Below are 17,663 nucleotides of genomic sequence, written 5' to 3' on the forward strand. Positions count from 1 at the left end.
GGCCTTGGTCCGGCGGCCCCGACCTTGCGATGGGTTGGGCGAACGAAACCCGCTGCGATGGGTCTTTTGCAGATCGCTGCCGATCGGGAGGAGAAAGGCGATGCTACTTGCCCGGCTGATTCTGGTGGTCCAGATCCTGGTGTTCGCGGGTTTCGGCCTGGCCTACTGGTTCCGCCCCTACGAGATGGCCAACCTCAGCGGCATGCTGCTGATGGAAACCACCTCGGTAAGCAACGTGCGTGTCTACTACGGCGGCCTGCAGATCGGCCTGGCGCTGTTCCTGCTCTGGGCCCTGCGCGGCCGCGAGCTGATGCGCGCGGCGCTGATGATGCTGTTGCTGGTGCAGTCCGCCCTGGCCCTGGCGCGCATCGGTTCCCTATGGCTGGACGACGGCACCCTGCAGAACTTCGACATCAGCTCCCTGGCCTACAAGGTGGCCACCGCGCTGCTGGCCGGCGTGGCCCTGGTGCAGCTGGCGCGCTACCAGGAACCGGTGGCGGACACCGCGCTGATCGGCGACCTGGACGACGAGGTCAGCGAGCCGCTGCGCCGGGGCGGCATCCGCGAAGGGTTGGTGGAACGCATCGACGAAGCGGCACCGCTGCCGCCGGAAAGGCCCTGATACAGAGCCGTCGCACACGGGGCGACGGCCTGCCGGGCAGGCTTGGGAAACTTGCCTATCCTTTGGTTTTCAAGCCGATGACGGAGGCGGTCCCATGGATATAGAAGCCCTATTTTCCAACCTGCACACCTTGCCCAGCATTCCCAAGGTGGCGCAGGACCTGATCCAGCAATTCGATAGCCCGACCTCCAGCCTGGATGGCGTGGCGCGCAATATCGCCCTCGACCCGGTGATCGCCGCCAAGGTGCTGCGCCTGGCCAACTCCGCGCGCTTTCGCGGGGCGCGGGAGTCCACCAGCATCGAGGATGCGGCCATGCGCCTGGGCTTCAACACCCTGCGCACCCTGGTGATGGCTTCGGCCGTGACCGGCGCCTTCAAGGCCTCGCCCAATTTCGACCTCAAGGGCTTCTGGCTGCACAGCTTCCAGGTGGCGAGCATCAGCCGCCTGCTGGCCAAGCAGAAGGGCGTGGACCCGGACACGGCGTTCACCTGCGGGATGATGCATGACATCGGCGAACTGCTGATCCAGACCGGCGCCCCCGAGTTCGCCGAGAAGCTCAACAGCGGCAAGGGCGGGGCCACGGGGCGTGCCGCCAGCGAAACGCTGCAACTGGGGTTCGGCTACCCGGAAGTGGGGGCAGAGCTGGCGCGGCGCTGGCAGCTGCCGGCGGTGATCCAGCAGGCCATCGCCTACCAGGCGCGCCCGATGCAGGCGCCGGCCGATGCCTTGCTGCCGCGCATCCTCGCCCAGGCGGTGCTGGTCAGCGAGGCGCTGCAGGCACATGGCGGCGCCACCGAGGAGGCGCGGCAATCCCTGGAAGGCCCGCTGGTGGAAGGCGTGGACCTGGACGCGCTGTTCGCGGCGTTGCCGGCGGTGCTGGAGGCGGACAAGGCCTTCGCCGAACTGCTCACCTGAAACCGACGCTTGACTTGGCGCAGCGGCAGGAATAATTTCCAGACCCATGAAATCGACCTCCCTGATGCTGCGCCAACAGATTATTACCGCCATTACATACTTGGCGGGTTGACCAGTACCTACAAAGAAACCCGCCCTCGAGGCGGGTTTCTTCTTTCTGTCTCCTGGGCCCCAAGCGAACCGCAGGAGACGCCATGCAACCTTCCCCCCTCGTCCAGGCCGTGCAACAGGCGGACCAGCTGATCAATGCCGGGCGCTTCGATGCGCTGATGGATTTCTACACCGACGACGCCGTGCTGGTGGTGCGCCCGGGCCTCAACGTCCAGGGCCGCGACGGCATCCGCCGCGCCTTCGATGCCATCGCCGCGCATTTCCAGCACAGCCTCTGGGTCAGCCAGCGCGACCTGCAGGTGGTGGAGACCGGCGACACCGCCCTGGTGATGGGCCGTGCGCGCATCCAGTGGCGCTCCAGCGACGGCTTCCTGTCGTTCCTCGAACGCAAGGCCACCTACGTGTTCCGCCGCCAGGCCGACGACAGCTGGCGCTGCGCCGTGGATAACTCCTATGGCACCGACCTGCTCGATGCCGTCACCGGGGAGGCCGTGGCATGACCGACTCACTGCTCAAGGGCTATGTGCAGAAGATCCTCCGCGCGCCGGTGTACGACGTCGCCATCCAGACGCCCCTGCAACCGGCGCCGCGCCTGTCTCAGCGCCTCGGCAACGCCGTGCTGCTCAAGCGCGAGGACCTGCAGCCGGTGTTCTCCTTCAAGATCCGCGGCGCCTACAACCGCGTGTCCCAGCTCAGCGCCGAGCAGCGTGCGCGCGGGGTGATCGCCGCCTCCGCCGGCAACCACGCCCAGGGCCTGGCCCTGGCGGCGCGCCAGCTGGGCATCGAGGCGACCATCGTCATGCCGCGCACCACGCCGGAGCTCAAGGTCCAGGGCGTGCTGGCCCGGGGCGGCAAGGCGGTGCTCCACGGCGACGCCTTCCCCGAGGCCCTGGCCCATGCGTTGCGCCTGGCCGAGGAGCAGGGCCTGACCTTCGTGCCGCCCTACGACGACCCCGACGTGATCGCCGGCCAGGGCACCGTGGCCATGGAGATCCTGCGCCAGCAGCCGGGCGAGCTGGATGCCATCTTCGTGCCGGTGGGCGGTGGTTCGCTGATCGCCGGCATCGCCGCCTATGTGAAGTACCTGCGTCCCGAGGTGAAGGTCATCGGCGTCGAGCCGGAGGATTCCAACTGTCTGCAGGCCGCCATGGCCGCTGGCGAGCGCGTGGTGCTGGAGCAGGTGGGGCTGTTCGCCGACGGCGTGGCCGTGGCGCAGATCGGCGCGCACAACTTCGAGGTCTGCCGCCAGTACGTGGACGAGGTGCTCACCGTCAGCGCCGACGAAATCTGCGCGGCGATCAAGGACATCTACGACGACACCCGCTCCATCACCGAGCCGGCCGGCGCCTTGGCCGTGGCCGGGATCAAGAAGTACGTGGCCCGCGAGCGCTGCGAGGGCCGCACCCTGGTGGCCATCGATTCGGGCGCCAACGTCAACTTCGACCGCCTGCGCCACGTGGCCGAGCGCGCCGAGCTGGGCGAGCAGCGCGAAGCGATCATCGCCGTGACCATTCCCGAGCGCCCGGGCAGCTTTCGCGCCTTCTGCGAAGCCCTGGGGCGGCGGCAGATCACCGAATTCAACTACCGCTTCCACAGCGAGGCCGAGGCGCACATCTTCGTCGGCGTGCAGACCCACCCGGAGAACGACCCGCGCGACGCACTGGTGAGCGGCCTGCAGGCCCAGGGCTTCCCGGTGCTGGACCTGACCGACAACGAGCTGGCCAAGCTGCACATCCGCCACATGGTCGGCGGCCGCGCCGACGGCGCCCTGCACGAGCGCCTGCTGCGCTTCGAATTCCCCGAGCGGCCCGGCGCGCTGCTGAACTTCCTCAACCAGCTGGGCGGGCGCTGGAACATCAGCCTGTTCCACTACCGCAACCACGGCGCCGCCGACGGCCGCGTACTGGCCGGCCTGCAGGTGCCCGACCACGAGCTGCACCTGCTGCCCGGGGCGCTGGACGCCATCGGCTACCCCTGGTGGGACGAAAGCGACAACCCGGCCTACCGCCTGTTCGTGGGGTGATGGGCGTGATGAATCGCCACTTTGTGGGGGGCGACATGCACTTTTCGTAGGATGGGTAGAGTTCCACCAAACCCATCGATGCTGAGCCTCACTCAGGCATGGGTGTCGTGCCTTTGCAGCATGGGTTTCGCTCCGCTCGCGGAACGCCGTCCGACCCATCCTACGGAGGTATGCGGGTGGCTTTGGAGCGGCTTCCTGTAGGGGCGACTTCAGTCGCCAAGCGGCGCGCAGCGCCGCCGGCTTGGTGGGAGCGAATTCATTCGCGATTGAGAGGGCGGCGCGCGCCGGGTTTCACCCGACCTACATGTCGCTCAACCATCGTGCTCACGTGCGACACCGCCTTGGTGGAGGTAAAAAGCGACCTCCACCCTACGCAGCGGTCATGTCCGCGCGGTGGCAGGCTTTTTGTGCGAATTCATTCGCTATCGGGGTACCAGGCGGTGACCCCGGCCGGGATCAGCGACGCACCAGCAACACACCCGATTCCATATGGTGGGTGTAGGGGAACTGGTCGAACAGGGCGCAGCGCTCGATGCGGTGGGTGTCGTGCAACTGGGCGATGTTGGCGGCCAGGGTCTCCGGGTTGCAAGAGATGTAGAGGATGCGTTCGAAGCGGCGGGTGAGCTCGCAGGTGTCCGGGTCCATGCCGGCGCGGGGCGGGTCGACGAACACGGTGCCGAACTCGTAGGCCTTGAGGTCGATGCCGGCGAGGCGGCGGAAGGGGCGCACTTCGTTGAGGGCTTCGGTCAGTTCCTCGGCGGAGAGACGCACCAGGGTGACGTTGTCCACGCCGTTGTCGGCGAGGTTGGCCAGGGCGGCGTTGACCGAGGTCTTACTGATCTCGGTGGCCAGCGCCTTGCGCGCGCGGGTGGCCAGGGGCAGGGTGAAGTTGCCGTTGCCGCAGTAGAGCTCCAGCAGGTCGTCGCTGCGCTCGCCCATGGCTTCGAAGGCCCAGGCCAGCATCTTCTGGCACACCTCGCCGTTGGGCTGGGTGAAGGCGCCTTCGGGCTGGCGGTAGCGGAAGGCGCGGCCGGCGACGGTCAGCTCTTCTTCCACGTAGTCGCGACCGATGACGATGCGCTTGCCCTTGGAGCGGCCCACCAGGCTCACGCCCAGGTCGGCGGCGAGCTTCTCGGCCTCGGCCTTCCAGGCATCGTCCAGGGGGCGGTGGTAGCAGAGGGTGATCAGCGCGTCGCCGGACAGGGTGGTGAGGAACTCCACCTGGAACAGCTTGAACGACAGCACCTGGCTCGCCTGCCAGCCGGCCTTCAGGCGCGGCATCAGCTCGTTGATGCGGCGGCTGGCGATGGGGAAGTCCTCGATCAGCACGGGGGTGAACTTGTCCCCGGCTTCGAACATGGCGTAGTGACGGGTCTCACTGCCGGTCTCGCGCCACAGGCGGAACTCGGCGCGCAGGCGGTAATGCTCGCGGGGCGAGTCGAAGACGTCCGGTTGCGGTGCGTCGAAGGGCGCCAGCAGTGCCTTCAGGCGCTCGGCCTTGTCGGCGAGCTGCGCGGCGTAGCCTGTGGGATCGAACTGCGGGCGGCTCATCAGTGGAAGAACCCCATCTTGATCACGAACAGCACGGCGAGGATCACCAGCGCCGGGCTCAGCTCGCTGTAGCGGCCGGCCAGGGTCTTGATGGCGGCCCAGGCGATGAAGCCGAAGGCGATGCCGTCGGCGATGGAGTAGGTGAAGGGCATGGCCAGGGCGGTGATCAGCACCGGGGCGGCGGTGGTCAGGTCGTTCCAGTCGATCTCGGCCAGGCCCGAGGCCATCAGCACGGCGACGAAGAACAGCGCCGGCGCGGTGGCGAAGGCGGGCACGCTGCCGGCCAGGGGCGAGAGGAACAGGGCCAGGAGGAACAGCACGGCGACCACGACGGCGGTGAGGCCGGTGCGGCCACCGGCGCTGACGCCGGCGGCGGATTCGATGTAGCTGGTGGTGGTCGAGGTGCCCAGCAGCGACCCGCCCATGGCGGCGGTGGAGTCGGCGATCAGGGCGCGGCCCATCTTCGGCATGTGGCCGTCGGCGCGCATCAGGCCGGCTTTCTTGGCCACGGCGATGAGGGTGCCGGAGTTGTCGAACAGGTCGACGAAGAGGAAGGCGAAGATCACGCTGACCAGGCCGATTTCCAGCGCGCCCTTGATGTCCAGCTGCAGGAAGGTGGGCGCCAGGGACGGCGGCATGGAGACAATGCCACCGAACTTGGACACGCCCAGGCCGATGCCGGCGAGGGTGACGGCGAGGATGCCGATCAGCACGGCGCCGGTCACCTTGCGGGCTTCCAGGGCGATGATCAGGAAGAAGCCGAGCACGGCGAGGATCGGCTCCGGCTTGGTCAGGTCGCCCAGGGTGACCATGGTCACCGGGTGGGCGGCGACGATGCCGGCCTTCTGCAGGGCGATCAGCGCCAGGAACAGGCCGATGCCGGCGGCGATGGCCGAGCGCAGCTCCAGGGGGATGCTGTTGATGATCCATTCACGGATGCGGAAGATCGACAGCACGAAGAACATGCACGCCGAGATGAACACCGCGCCCAGGGCCACCTGCCAGGTGTGGCCCATGTGCAGCACCACGGTGTAGGTGAAGAAGGCGTTCAGGCCCATGCCGGGGGCGAGGGCGATGGGGTAGTTGGCGATCAGGCCCATGACGGTGGAGCCGATGGCGGCGGCCAGGCAGGTGGCGACGAACACCGCGCCTTTGTCCATGCCGGTTTCACCGAGGATGGCCGGGTTGACGAAGAGGATGTAGGCCATCGTCAGGAAGGTGGTCAGGCCCGCCAGGACCTCGGTGCGTACGTTGGTGTCGTGCGCTTTGAGTTGGAACAGTTTTTCCAGCATTTTCGCTCCCCGTGACGTCTTCGCGTCTGTTGGCCCGGACTGGATAGCAGTCAAGCACAGCGCCTGCGGTTGGGCGCCGTTTCTGCCAGCCCGGCAAAAAAGGCGCGCATCATACCAGCTCCCCTGGGGGCGGTGAATTTATGACCAGACGGGCAGCTCGGGTTTCGTCAACAGTCCGCCCGGGCAGAAACCCTGAACCTCGGCGAAGACCGGCCAGTCCACCAGAAAGATGCGGGTATCCACACCCGCGCACCGCCCTTCGGGGCCGGACGAGACGAGCCTGAGGTCAACATGAGTTCCCTACCCAGCCTGCGCCGTGGCCAAACCGCCGTCGGCCATCCGATCCAACTGGTCATCAACGGCGAACCCCATCGGCTGCAGGTGGAGCCCTGGACCACCCTGCTCGACCTGCTGCGCGAGCGCCTCGACCTGGTGGGCACCAAGAAGGGCTGCGACCACGGCCAGTGCGGCGCTTGCACCGTGCTGCGCAATGGCGTGCGGATCAATGCCTGCCTGGCCCTGGCGGTGATGCAGGACGGCGCCGAGATCACCACGGTGGAAGGCCTGGAGCGGGGCGGCGAGCTGCACCCCATGCAGGCCGCGTTCATCCGCCACGACGCCTTCCAGTGCGGCTACTGCACACCGGGGCAGCTGTGCTCGGCGGTGGCCCTGGCCAGCGAGAACCACGCCCACGACCGCGACGGCATCCGCGAGCAGATGAGCGGCAACCTGTGCCGCTGCGGCGCCTACGCCAACATTCTCGACGCCATCGAGGAGGCGCTGCCCGCCTGCCAGGGCGCCGCCAAGGGGGACGCCGCATGATGCCCTTCAGCTACGAGCGCCCCGAGGAACTGGACCAGGCCCTGAAGCTGGCCGGCCCCCATGCGCGCTTCATCGCCGGGGGCACCAACCTGGTGGACCTGATGAAGGAGAATGTCGAGCGCCCCGAACGGCTGATCGACATCACCGCGCTGCCGCTGCACGGCGTACTGGTCGGCGAGGACGGCGGGCTGCGCATCGGCGCCCTGGTGAGCAACGCCGACCTGGCCTGGCACCCGCGCGTGCAGAGCCATTTCCCATTGCTGGCCGAGGCGCTGCTGGCCGGGGCTTCGCCGCAGTTGCGCAACATGGCCACGGTCGGCGGCAACCTGCTGCAGCGTACCCGCTGCCAGTACTTCTATGACGTGGCCACGCCCTGCAACAAGCGCGAGCCCGGCAGCGGCTGCCCGGCGCGGGCGGGGCTCAACCGCAACCACGCAATACTCGGCGCCAGCGAACACTGCGTGGCCACCCACCCTTCCGACCTGTGTGTGGCCCTGGCGGCGCTGGAGGCCAAGGTGCACGTCGCCGGCCCCGGCGGCACCCGGGTGATCGCCTTCGCCGACTTCCACCGCCTGCCCGGCGACGAACCGCAGCGCGACAACCTGTTGGCGGCAGACGAGCTGATCACCGAGGTCGAGCTGCCGCCGTCGCCCTTCGCCCGCCACAGCGCCTACCTGAAGATCCGCGACCGCGCTTCCTACGCCTTCGCCCTGGTTTCGGTGGCGGCGGCGCTGCGCGTGGAGCAGGGCACCGTGGCCGAGGCGCGCATCGCCCTGGGCGGTGTGGCGCACAAACCCTGGCGCCTGCCGGACGCCGAGGCGGCACTGGTGGGGCGCCCGTGCACACCGGCGGCCTTCCGTGTCGCCGCCGACCTGCTGCTGCAGGGGGCCGAGGGCCTGGGGCGCAACACCTTCAAGGTGGAGCTGGCGCGCCGCGCGGTGGTCCGCGCCCTGGCCGACGCCGCTAAGGGAGGGCCCCGGGCATGAGTGCATCGCCACTGGGCAAGGCCCATGACCGGGTGGACGGCCGTGACAAGGTCACCGGTCGCGCCCGCTACGCTGCCGACTTCGCCGTGCCCGGCCTGTTGCATGGCTGGGTGGTCAACGCCGGCATCCCCCGTGGGCGCATCCTCGCCATCGACAGCCGCGCGGCCGAGGCGGTGCCCGGTGTGCAACTGGTGCTGACCCACGCCAACCGCCTGCCCATCGCCAGCTATGACGAACCCTACGAGGACGCCGACGCCGCCGACGGCTCGCCGTTCCGCCCGCTGTACAACGACCGCATCCTCTATAGCAGCCAGCCGGTGGCACTGGTGGTGGCCGAGACCCTGGAGCAGGCACGCCACGCCGCGCGCCTGGTGACGGTGGAATACCAGGCCGAGCCGCACCAGACCGACCTGCTGGCCGCCCTCGACGACGCCCACCTGGCCCCGGCGTCGCTGCCCGAGCCCCGGGGCGATTGCGCCGGCGCCCTGGCCGGCGCGGCCCTGCGCATCGACGTGAGCTACAGCTCGCCCATCGAGCAGCACAACCCCATGGAGCCCCACGCCGCCACGGTGGTCATGCAGCCTGACGGCGCGCTGCTGGTCTACGACAAGACCCAGGGCACGCAGAACAGCCAGCAGTACATCGAGCGGGTGTTCGGCCTGGAGCCGGGTCAGGTGCGGGTGATGGCGCCATTCGTCGGCGGCGCTTTCGGCTCGGCCCTGCGCCCGCAGTACCAGCTGGTGCTGGCGGTGATGGCGGCGCTCAAGCTGCAGCGCTCGGTACGGGTGACCCTGACCCGGCAGCAGATGTTCAGCTTCGGCTACCGCCCGCGCACCCTGCAGCGCCTGAGCCTGGGTGCCGCCGCCAATGGCGAGCTGCGCGCCCTGCGCCACGAAGCGGTGGGGCAGACCTCGCGCTTCGAGGACTTCACCGAGCACGTGGTGGAGTGGTCCGGGATGCTTTACCAGTGCGACAACGTCGAACTGGGCTACCGCGTGGCGCCGCTGGACGTCTACACGCCGCTGGACATGCGCGCCCCCGGCGCCACCCTCGGGGTCTTCGCCCTGGAGTGCGCCATGGACGAGATGGCCGCTGCCGTGGCCATCGACCCACTGCAGCTGCGCCTGACCAACTATGCCGAGCGCAACCAGAACGAGGGCAAGCCCTTCTCCAGCAAGGCCCTGCGCGAGTGCTACGCCCAGGGCGCCGAGCGCTTCGGCTGGGCGGCGCGTGACCCGCAGCCGCGCAGCATGCGCGAGGGCCACGAGCTACTCGGCTGGGGCATGGCCACCGGCGTGTGGGAGGCCATGCAGAGCCCGGCCAGCGCCCGCGCGGTGATCGATGGCGACGGCCACTTGCACCTGAGCAGCGCCACCACCGATATCGGCACCGGCACCTACACGGTGATGACCCAGATCGCCGCCGCCAGCCTGGGGCTGGACATGGCGCGGGTGACCTTCAGCCTGGGCGACTCGCACTTGCCGAAGGCGCCGCTGCAGGGCGGTTCCTTCACCGTCTCCTCGGTGGGCAGCGCGGTGCAGCAGGCCTGCGTGGCGCTGCAGGACCGGCTGCTGAAGACCGCCGTGGCGCTGGAGAACTCACCCTTCGAGGGGCTGACGCGGGAGCAGGTGGAGTTCGTCGACGGCGAACTGCGGGTCATCGGCGCGCCGGAGCTGGCGCTGGGTTATGGCGAGATCGTCCGTGCCGCTGGCGGCGCGGCCCTGGAAGCCCGGGTGGACGCCAAGCCGGACGACAAGCGCGACGCCTATTCCACGGCCAGCCACTCGGCGGTCTTCGTCGAGGTGCGGGTGGACGAGGCGCTGGGCGTGGTGCGGGTCAGCCGGGTGGTCAGTGCCATCGCCGCCGGTCGCGTGGTCAACCCGAAGATGGCGCGCAGCCAGATTCTCGGCGGCGTGGTCTGGGGCATCGGCATGGCCCTGCAGGAGGAGACCCAGACCGACCATGCGCTGGGCCGGCACATGAACCACAACCTGGCCGAGTACCACATCCCGGTGCACGCGGATATCGGTGAGATCGAGGTGATCTTCGTCGAGGAAGAGGACGAGGTGGTCAACGCCCTGGGCTCCAAGGGCGTCGGCGAGATCGGCATAGTCGGGGTCGCGGCGGCGGTGGCCAACGCCATCTGGCACGCCACCGGCAAGCGCATCCGCGACCTGCCGATCACCCCCGACAAACTGCTCTGATCAATCGCAGCCGTGCAGGCGGTCGCGGTTGGCCAGGGTGGGGAAGAGCCTTATCCACAGGCCGGTGATGAGCAGGGTGCCGACCCCGCCCATGACCACCGCCGGCACGGTGCCGAACCAGGCGGCGGTGACCCCGGACTCGAACTCGCCCAACTGGTTGGAGGCGCCGATGAACAGGCCGTTGACGGCGCTGACCCTACCGCGCATCTCGTCCGGCGTGTGCAACTGCACGAAAGCGCCACGGATGACCATACTGATCATGTCCGCCGCGCCCAGCACCGCCAGCACCGCGAGGGAGAACCAGAACGAGGTGGACAGGCCGAAGGCGATGGTGGCGACGCCGAACACGCCCACGGCGGTGAACATGATGCGCCCCACCTGGCGTTCGATGGGGAAGCGCGCGAGCCAGAACGACATGGCCAGCGCGCCCACCGCCGGTGCCGAGCGCAGCAGGCCGAGGCCCCAGGGCCCGGTGAGCAGGATGTCCTTGGCGAACACCGGCAGCAGCGCGGTAGCGCCGCCGAGGAGCACGGCGAACAGATCGAGGGAGATGGCGCCGAGGATGTCGCGGCGGCTGCGGATGAAGCGGATGCCGGCCAGCAGCGAGTCCATGGAGGCGCGCTCCTTGCGCAGCACCTGCTGGCGGCTGGACAGGCTCAGCATCAGGCAGCAGGCGATGGCGTAGAGCACCGCCACCGGGCCATACACCCAGAGGCTGCCGAAGGCGTAGAGCAGGCCGCCCACCGCCGGCGCGACGATGGTCGCCGCCTGCATCGCCGAGGCCGCCGCGGCCACGGCGCGTGGGAACAGCTCCGTCGGGACGATGTTGGGCAGCAGCGCCTGGGTCGCCGGCATCTCGAAGGAGCGTGCCGCGCCGAGGGCGAAGGCGAGGAGGAAGATCATCTCGCGGCTGATGTTGTCGGTGGCGCTGCCCAGTACCAGCGCGACGGCGATCAGCCCCTGGACCGTCTGGCACAGCGCGGCCACGTGGCGGCGGTCGTAGCGGTCGGCCACGTGCCCGGTATGCAGCATGAACAGCACGCGCGGGAGGAATTCCGCCAGGCCCACCAGGCCCAGGTCGAGCACGTTGCCGGTGAGTTCGTAGATGTGCCAGCCGATGGCCACGGTGAGCATCTGGAAGCCGCTGGCGGTGCACACGCGAGCGAACCAGAACGCCATGAACGGGCGGTGGTGACGCAGCAAGAGGGCCTGGGACATAGGTCGGGAAAATGCTTAGGAGGCTATCGGATGCGCAGATTAGCACCTTGCCCCGGCGCCGAAAATCGGCGCGACGCCCCGGCACCCGAGGCGTGCACCTTCGTGCCAGGAATTTATTCTGACCGAGCGGCCAATTTTTTCTTGTCTGCCGATTCGGTTCCATTAGAATCTGACCTTCGAGTCAAAAATCATCTCGACCATTCTCATCGACCCCGAGCCTCGGGGCCGACGGATTACTACGCACAGGAAACAGGGGCCGGCACAGATCGCGCCCCAAGGATCGGGTATGTCCAACCGTGAGTTATCCCGACGCGCCTTCTTGCAGGGCAGTGTCATCGCAGGTATCGGCATCACGCTGGCACCACTGGGCAGCAAGGCCTTTGCTGCATTGTTCGAGGACAAGGTCACCGCCTCGCCGCAGCCCTGGTACACGCCCGGCGGCCAGGCACGAGCGCGCATCGACGGCGTCTCCAAGGCCTGCGGGGCCAAGGTCTTCGCCCGTGACATTCGCGCCAAGGACATGCCCGGCTGGCCCCAGCGCCAGGGCCATGCGCTGCTGATCAAGGCGACCCGCGCCGACCAGCTCTACGCCGGACTCGACCTGTCCATGCTCGGCGACGAGCTGCAGCCCGATCGCCTGGTCACCGCGGCGGACCTCGCCCGTGACGGCATCGGCTTCCCCGAAGGCCACAACCTCGATCCCTTCCTGCCGGAAGGCCAGGTGCCGATGTTCATCGGCCACCCGGTGGCGATGGCCATCTGGACCGACTTCGACCGCTACCGCCGGGCCAAGAACATCCTCAAGTTCAACGAGAAGGTGGTGCGCTACGGCGCCAAGGCCGAGCTGTACCAGACCGACCCTTACGGCAGCTTCCGCTTCGTGCGGGTGGGCGGCGAGACGGCGTTCGAGCCGGACGTGTTCTCCAGCCTCAAGGACAGCATGCTGTTCCCCATCATCCGCCAGCGCAAACCGGTGTGGAGCCAGCAGGCCAAGATCAACGGCGACCTGACCCAGCAGGGCCTCTATTACGCCGAACGCATGGAGCAGCAGCTCAAGGCGCCGCCGGAAGACTGGCTGGTGTTCGACGAGCGCTTCACCACCCAGTCCATCGAACCGGCGGCCCTGGAAGCCGACAACGGCAACGGCTGGTATGACGCCGAGAGCGGCACCCTGCACTTCGTGGTCGCCACCCAGTGCCCCTTCGAGGTGGCCGAACAGACCGCGCACATGCTGGCGCCGTCGCGCTTCAAGGTGACCAAGCTCAACCTGCACCCGGGCTACACCGTGGGCTACGGCTCCAAGGACAACAACATCTTCGTCTTCTACGCCGCGCTCGCCGCGATGTACGGCGAAGGCGTGCCGGTGCGCCTGGCCAACGACCGCTACGAGCAGTTCCAGAGCGGCATCAAGCGCCACCCCTTCGACATGCATTACCAACTGGCGGTGAACAAGCAGGACCACAGCTTCCAGATCTTCCGCGCGCACATGGACGTCGACGGCGGCGGCCGCGCCAACTACAGCTCCTCGGTAGCGGCGGTCGGCGCCACGGCGGCGCAGTCCATCTACTACCTGCCGCAGAGCGACCTGGCCGCCACCGCGTACCATTCGCGCGGCGTCGAGGCCGGCTCCATGCGCGGCTACGGCACCCTGCAGACCATGGCCGCCACCGAGATGATGGTGGACGAGGTGGCCGGCCGCCTGGGCCTGGACGCCATCGAGCTGCGCAAGAAGAACGTCTTCAAGACCGGCATGAAGAACACCCAGGGTGCGATTCCCGCCGGTGCGCTGCGCCTCGACGAGATTCTCGAGAAGGCCGCCCAGCACGAAATCTGGCGCACCCGCGCGGAGCGCAAGCAGCGCTTCGACGCCGAAGACCCGGACAACCTCTACGGCGTCGGTTTCGCCATGTGCCAGAAGGACTTCGGCACTGGCTCCGAGGCGCCCCTGGCGAGCCTGGAGATCACCGCCGACGGTCGCGTGCTGCTGCGCCACGTGGCCATCGACATGGGCACCGGCATGGCCACCTCCCAGGCGCTGCTGGCCGCCGACCACCTGGGCCAGCCGGCCCATGAGATCAAGACCGGCGAGACCGACTGGCACGAGCTGGGCCTGGTCACCAGCGGCAACCCCTACATCATCAGCCAGGCCGACCAGGACGCCGCGCTGAAGAACCCGCGCTGGGTGGGCAAGCTGGCGTCGCCGTCCTCGGCCACCAACTCCGCCTACTACTCCGGCCACGCCACCCGCGAGGCCGCGCGAATCCTCTTCAACTTCGGCCTGTGGCCGGCGGCGCTGAGTATCTGGGGCCGTGGCGAGTACAACGGCTCGCTCAACCCCTACGTGGTGCGCCGCGAAGACGCCCACTGGAAGGATGGCGCCCTGAGCGCCGGCGGCATGCCGCCGATCCCCTTCGAGCTGCTGGCGAAGAAGGCCCATGACCTGGGCCTGGTCACCGGTGCCAGCGTGCACGGCTTCAACCGCTGGAAGTGGGCCTCGGCCGAGTTCGAGATCAACGGCGTGCGCGAGAGCCTGCCGCTGGACGCGGTGGCGGTGAAGTACGGCGCCGGTGCCGACGCCGGCAAGCGCGCCCTGATGACCCGCAACGGCTACCACCTGCTGGACCGCGTCTCGGTCAGCTACCCGGAAACCCAGCTCAACAACGCCATGGTCACCTACTACAGCCCGGTGGCCACCCTGGTGGAGATCAAGGTCAACAAAGGCAGCGGCCAGGCCACCGTGATCAACCACCATTCCTGGATGGAGTGCGGCCGGGTGATCGTCCCCGAGCTGGTGCTCGGCCAGCTGGAAGGCGGTATCGCCATGGGCATCGGCCACGCGCTGCTGGAGGAAATGCCGCTCTACGAAGGAGGCCCGGGCGAGGGCACCTGGAACTTCAACCGCTACCAGCTGCCCCGGGCGAAGGACGTCGCCGTGTGGTCGCAGACGGCGGAGATCCTGCCGCCGCTGTCGCCCAGCGACCCGGCCAAGGGCATCGCCGAAGTGGTGATGATCCCCGTGGTCGGCGCCATCGTGAACGCCGTGGCCCACGCCACCGGCAAGCGCCTGCGCGACCTTCCCCTGACTCCGGCCCGCATCAAGGAGGCCCTCCATGGCTAACCGCGCGCTCAGCATGAACATCAACGGCCAGGCCGTCGGCCCCATCGAGGTGGCTGACGACCTGATGATGATCGACTTCCTCCACGAGTACCTGAACCTCACCGGCTCGCGCCTGGGCTGCGGCCAGGGCGTGTGCCACGCCTGCGTGGCCATCCTCGACAAGCCCGACGGCACCAGCGAGGAGATCCGCACCTGCATCACCGGTGCGCATTTCTTCGCCGGCAAGAATGTGCGCACCATCGAAGGCCACGCCAAGCGCGACGCCAAGGGCGAGGTGAGCGAGCTCAACCCGATTCAGCAGAAGTTCGTCGACCAGTTCGCCTTCCAGTGCAGCTACTGCACCCCGGGCTACGTCAACGCCGCCACCGTGCTGGTGGAGAAGCTGCAGCGCCAGCCGGTGAAACGCAGCGAGCTGGAGGGCGAGATCGACAGCGCCCTGGGCAAGCACATCTGCCGTTGCACCGGTTACGTCCGCTACTACAACGCCGCGCGCGATGTGGTCGAGGAACTGGGTCTGGTGAAGGAAGGCTGATGATGAAAGCACTGCTGATCGCCGCCGGGCTGCTCCTGCCCCTGGCCGCCACCGCCGCGCCCGAAGCGCCCGCCGACAAGGCCCTGATCGAGCGCGGCCGCTACATCTCCCGCGCCGCCGACTGCGTGGCCTGCCACAGCATCGAGGGCAGCGCCCCCTATGCCGGCGGCCTGCCCCTGGAGTCGCCGTTCGGCACCATCTATGGCACCAACATCAGCCCGGACAAGGAGCACGGCATCGGCAACTACACCGCCGATGACCTCTACCGCGCGCTGACCCAGGGCGAGAAGCCCGATGGCAGCAAGCTCTACCCGGCGATGCCCTACACCTCCTACCACCTCATCACCCGGGAGGACTCCGATGCCCTCTACGCCTACCTGATGAGCCGCGAGCCGATCCCCAAGGCGAGCCCGCAGACCAGCCTGACCTTCCCGTTCAACCTGCGCTTCGGCCTGGCCTTCTGGAACATGCTCTACAAGAACCGCGTGCAGATGCAGCCGGCGGAGGGCAAGAGCGAGCAGTGGCAGCGCGGCCAGTACCTGGTGGAAGCCCTCGGCCACTGCGGCGAATGCCACACCCCGCGCAACGCGCTCGGTGCCCTGCAGCAGGACCAGCGCATGGAAGGCGGCGTGCTCCTGGGCTACCTGGCGCCGAGCCTGAAGGCCGACGCCCTGGCCGCCCGTGGCTGGACCACCGACGACCTGGCGACCTTCCTCAAGCACGGCATCAGCGCCCAGGGCTCGGTGTTCAACGAGATGTACCCGGTGCTGCACCACAGCCTGCAATACCTGCCGGAGGTGGATCACCAGGCCATGGCGGTGTTCCTCATGGGTGACCAGCCGCCAGCGCCGGCGACCATCGCCACCCGCCCGCTGGCCGAGCTCACCGCCAGCGGCAAGGCCGGTCGCCAGGAGTACCTGAACCTCTGCGCCGGCTGCCATGGCGCTGAGGGGCAGGGCATCCCCCACGTGGCGGTGGCCATGGCCGGCAACACCACCCTGCGCCAGGAGGATTCGCGCAACCTGCTGCGGGTGATCGACGACGGCATCCGCGAGCAGCAGTTCACCGGCTTCGAACGCATGCAGCCGATGCCCGGTTTCCTGCATGATCTTGATGACGCGCGGATGCGCGATCTGCTCAACTACCTGCGCCAGACCTGGGGAGGATCGCCCGGGGACATCGGTATGGAGAGCGTCTCCCAACTGCGAAGCGAAAAGGTTCACTGACCATGCAACACCTCGACCTCATCGTCGTGCGCAAGGCCCTCGAATGGTCCAGGGCCGGCCAGCGTGTCTGGCTCTGTACCGTGCTTTCCACCTACGGCTCGGCGCCCCGTGCGCCGGGCTCGCTGCTGGCCGCCAACGAGGCGGGGCAGTGGGTGGGGTCGTTGTCCGGTGGTTGCGTCGAGGATGACTTCCTCGAACGTGTCGCCGAAGGCGCATTCCCCGAGCCGCTGGCGCTGGTGCGCTACGGCGACGGCAGCGATGAGCGTTCGAAGATCAGCCTGCCCTGCGGCGGGGTGCTGGACGTGCTGGTGGAGAACCTGCCGGCCGATTGCGAGGTGCAGGCGCACCTGCGCGAGCTGGAAAGCGCCCTGGCCGGCCAGCGCCGGCTGCTGCGGGAGATCCGCATCGACGGCGGCACCCGCACCCTGCTGGAGGACCGCGAGCAGGGCGCCCGGGTGGAGCGTAACGAACAGGTGATCCGCCTGCGCGTCGGTGCTGCCCAGCGCCTGCTGCTGGCGGGCTATTCCTCGGTGGCCCAGGTGTGTGCCGAATTCGCCCAGCCGCTGGGCTTCGAGGTGGTGCTCTGCGACCCCCGCGAGGAGGTGCTCGAGGGCGTCGAGCTGCCGGGCGTCGAGGTGCGCCGCGAGCTGCCCTCCGAAGTGATCCGCAACGGTGGTTGCCACGCCGACACCGCCGTTGTGGCCCTGACCCACGACCCGCGCATCGACGACCTGGCGATGATCGAGGCGGTGCGCACCGAAGCCTTCTACATCGGCGTGATGGGCTCGATGGCCACCAGCACCAAGCGCCGGGAGCGCCTGCGTCGCGTGGGCGGCCTGAGCGAAATCGAGATCGACCGCATCATCGCCCCCATCGGCCTGAACCTGGGCAGCAAGACCCCGGCGGAGATCGCCCTGGCGGTGCTTGCCGACATCCTGCGGGTGCGCAATGCGATACCGCGCGAGCGGGTTTGATCCACGCTTCCTGATGTTGGGGCGAATTCATTCGCCCAGCAGCCGACGGGCTGCTTCACCCAGGTCAT

General features: G+C 68.4%; 14 protein-coding genes. 11 read left to right on the forward strand and 3 right to left on the reverse strand.

The genetic code is table 11. The features are described 5' to 3' along the window. Positions 1–100 precede the first annotated feature (100 nt). The 4 genes from PI990_RS05265 to ilvA all read left to right on the forward strand — a co-directional run bounded on the left by PI990_RS05265 (position 101) and on the right by ilvA (position 3,672). Complete coding sequence (locus tag PI990_RS05265) at positions 101–622, forward strand: DUF4345 domain-containing protein (RefSeq protein ID WP_021218823.1); 522 nt, start codon at positions 101–103, stop codon at positions 620–622. A gap of 94 nt (positions 623–716) precedes the next feature. Then, positions 717–1,538: an HDOD domain-containing protein gene (locus PI990_RS05270; RefSeq protein ID WP_021218822.1), complete on the forward strand. Its 822-nt coding sequence runs from the start codon at positions 717–719 to the stop codon at positions 1,536–1,538. 194 nt (positions 1,539–1,732) lie between these two features. Further along, positions 1,733–2,149: a YybH family protein gene (locus PI990_RS05275; RefSeq protein WP_021218821.1), complete on the forward strand. Its 417-nt coding sequence runs from the start codon at positions 1,733–1,735 to the stop codon at positions 2,147–2,149. Continuing rightward, positions 2,146–3,672, forward strand: a complete 1,527-nt coding sequence (gene ilvA, locus PI990_RS05280) for a threonine ammonia-lyase, biosynthetic (RefSeq protein WP_265170481.1) — start codon at positions 2,146–2,148, stop codon at positions 3,670–3,672. The genes PI990_RS05275 and ilvA overlap by 4 nt, the downstream gene beginning before the upstream one ends. 456 nt (positions 3,673–4,128) lie before the next feature. Here the strand turns inward: ilvA and trmA are convergent, their stop codons facing one another. Both trmA and PI990_RS05290 read right to left on the reverse strand, forming a co-directional pair. Further along, positions 4,129–5,223 carry a tRNA (uridine(54)-C5)-methyltransferase TrmA gene (gene trmA, locus PI990_RS05285; RefSeq protein WP_111259671.1) on the reverse strand — a complete coding sequence of 365 codons (1,095 nt, stop codon included), beginning with the start codon at positions 5,221–5,223 and terminating at the stop codon, positions 4,129–4,131. Further along, on the reverse strand, positions 5,223–6,515 hold the full coding sequence (locus PI990_RS05290; protein ID WP_271660007.1) for an NCS2 family permease: 1,293 nt from the start codon (positions 6,513–6,515) through the stop codon (positions 5,223–5,225). Before PI990_RS05290 ends, trmA begins: the two co-directional genes overlap by 1 nt. 291 nt (positions 6,516–6,806) lie before the next feature. Between PI990_RS05290 and PI990_RS05295 the strand changes: the two genes are divergently transcribed. The 3 genes from PI990_RS05295 to PI990_RS05305 are packed head-to-tail and all read left to right on the forward strand — an operon-like array spanning position 6,807 to position 10,527. Then, positions 6,807–7,337: a (2Fe-2S)-binding protein gene (locus PI990_RS05295; RefSeq protein ID WP_271660008.1), complete on the forward strand. Its 531-nt coding sequence runs from the start codon at positions 6,807–6,809 to the stop codon at positions 7,335–7,337. Continuing rightward, a complete protein-coding gene (locus PI990_RS05300) occupies positions 7,334–8,323 on the forward strand; it encodes an FAD binding domain-containing protein (protein ID WP_271660009.1) in 990 nt (329 codons plus the stop codon). The genes PI990_RS05295 and PI990_RS05300 overlap by 4 nt, the downstream gene beginning before the upstream one ends. Further along, positions 8,320–10,527 (forward strand): xanthine dehydrogenase family protein molybdopterin-binding subunit, encoded by a 2,208-nt coding sequence (locus PI990_RS05305; protein ID WP_271660010.1) that lies wholly within the window; start codon positions 8,320–8,322, stop codon positions 10,525–10,527. The genes PI990_RS05300 and PI990_RS05305 overlap by 4 nt, the downstream gene beginning before the upstream one ends. On the opposite strand, the gene PI990_RS05310 is transcribed toward PI990_RS05305, so the two are convergent. Then, positions 10,528–11,745, reverse strand: a complete 1,218-nt coding sequence (locus PI990_RS05310) for an MFS transporter (protein ID WP_271660011.1) — start codon at positions 11,743–11,745, stop codon at positions 10,528–10,530. A 286-nt stretch (positions 11,746–12,031) separates the two neighbouring features. Here PI990_RS05310 and PI990_RS05315 point away from each other — a divergent pair, with 286 nt between their 5' ends. From PI990_RS05315 to PI990_RS05330, 4 genes are read left to right on the forward strand one after another with little or no spacing between them, the layout of a single operon-like run. Next, entirely contained in the window at positions 12,032–14,863 is a 2,832-nt protein-coding gene (locus PI990_RS05315; RefSeq protein ID WP_271660012.1) for a xanthine dehydrogenase family protein molybdopterin-binding subunit, read from the forward strand. Beyond that, entirely contained in the window at positions 14,856–15,395 is a 540-nt protein-coding gene (locus PI990_RS05320) for a (2Fe-2S)-binding protein (protein WP_271660013.1), read from the forward strand. The genes PI990_RS05315 and PI990_RS05320 overlap by 8 nt, the downstream gene beginning before the upstream one ends. A 2-nt stretch (positions 15,396–15,397) precedes the next feature. After that, positions 15,398–16,621: a cytochrome c gene (locus PI990_RS05325; RefSeq protein WP_271661263.1), complete on the forward strand. Its 1,224-nt coding sequence runs from the start codon at positions 15,398–15,400 to the stop codon at positions 16,619–16,621. Between the two features lie 2 nt (positions 16,622–16,623). Then, on the forward strand, positions 16,624–17,595 hold the full coding sequence (locus tag PI990_RS05330; RefSeq protein WP_271660014.1) for an XdhC family protein: 972 nt from the start codon (positions 16,624–16,626) through the stop codon (positions 17,593–17,595). Positions 17,596–17,663: the final 68 nt, after the last annotated feature.

Origin of the sequence: Pseudomonas sp. TUM22785 (assembly GCF_028198105.1) — a bacterium.
GTDB classification, from domain to species: domain Bacteria; phylum Pseudomonadota; class Gammaproteobacteria; order Pseudomonadales; family Pseudomonadaceae; genus Metapseudomonas; species Metapseudomonas solani.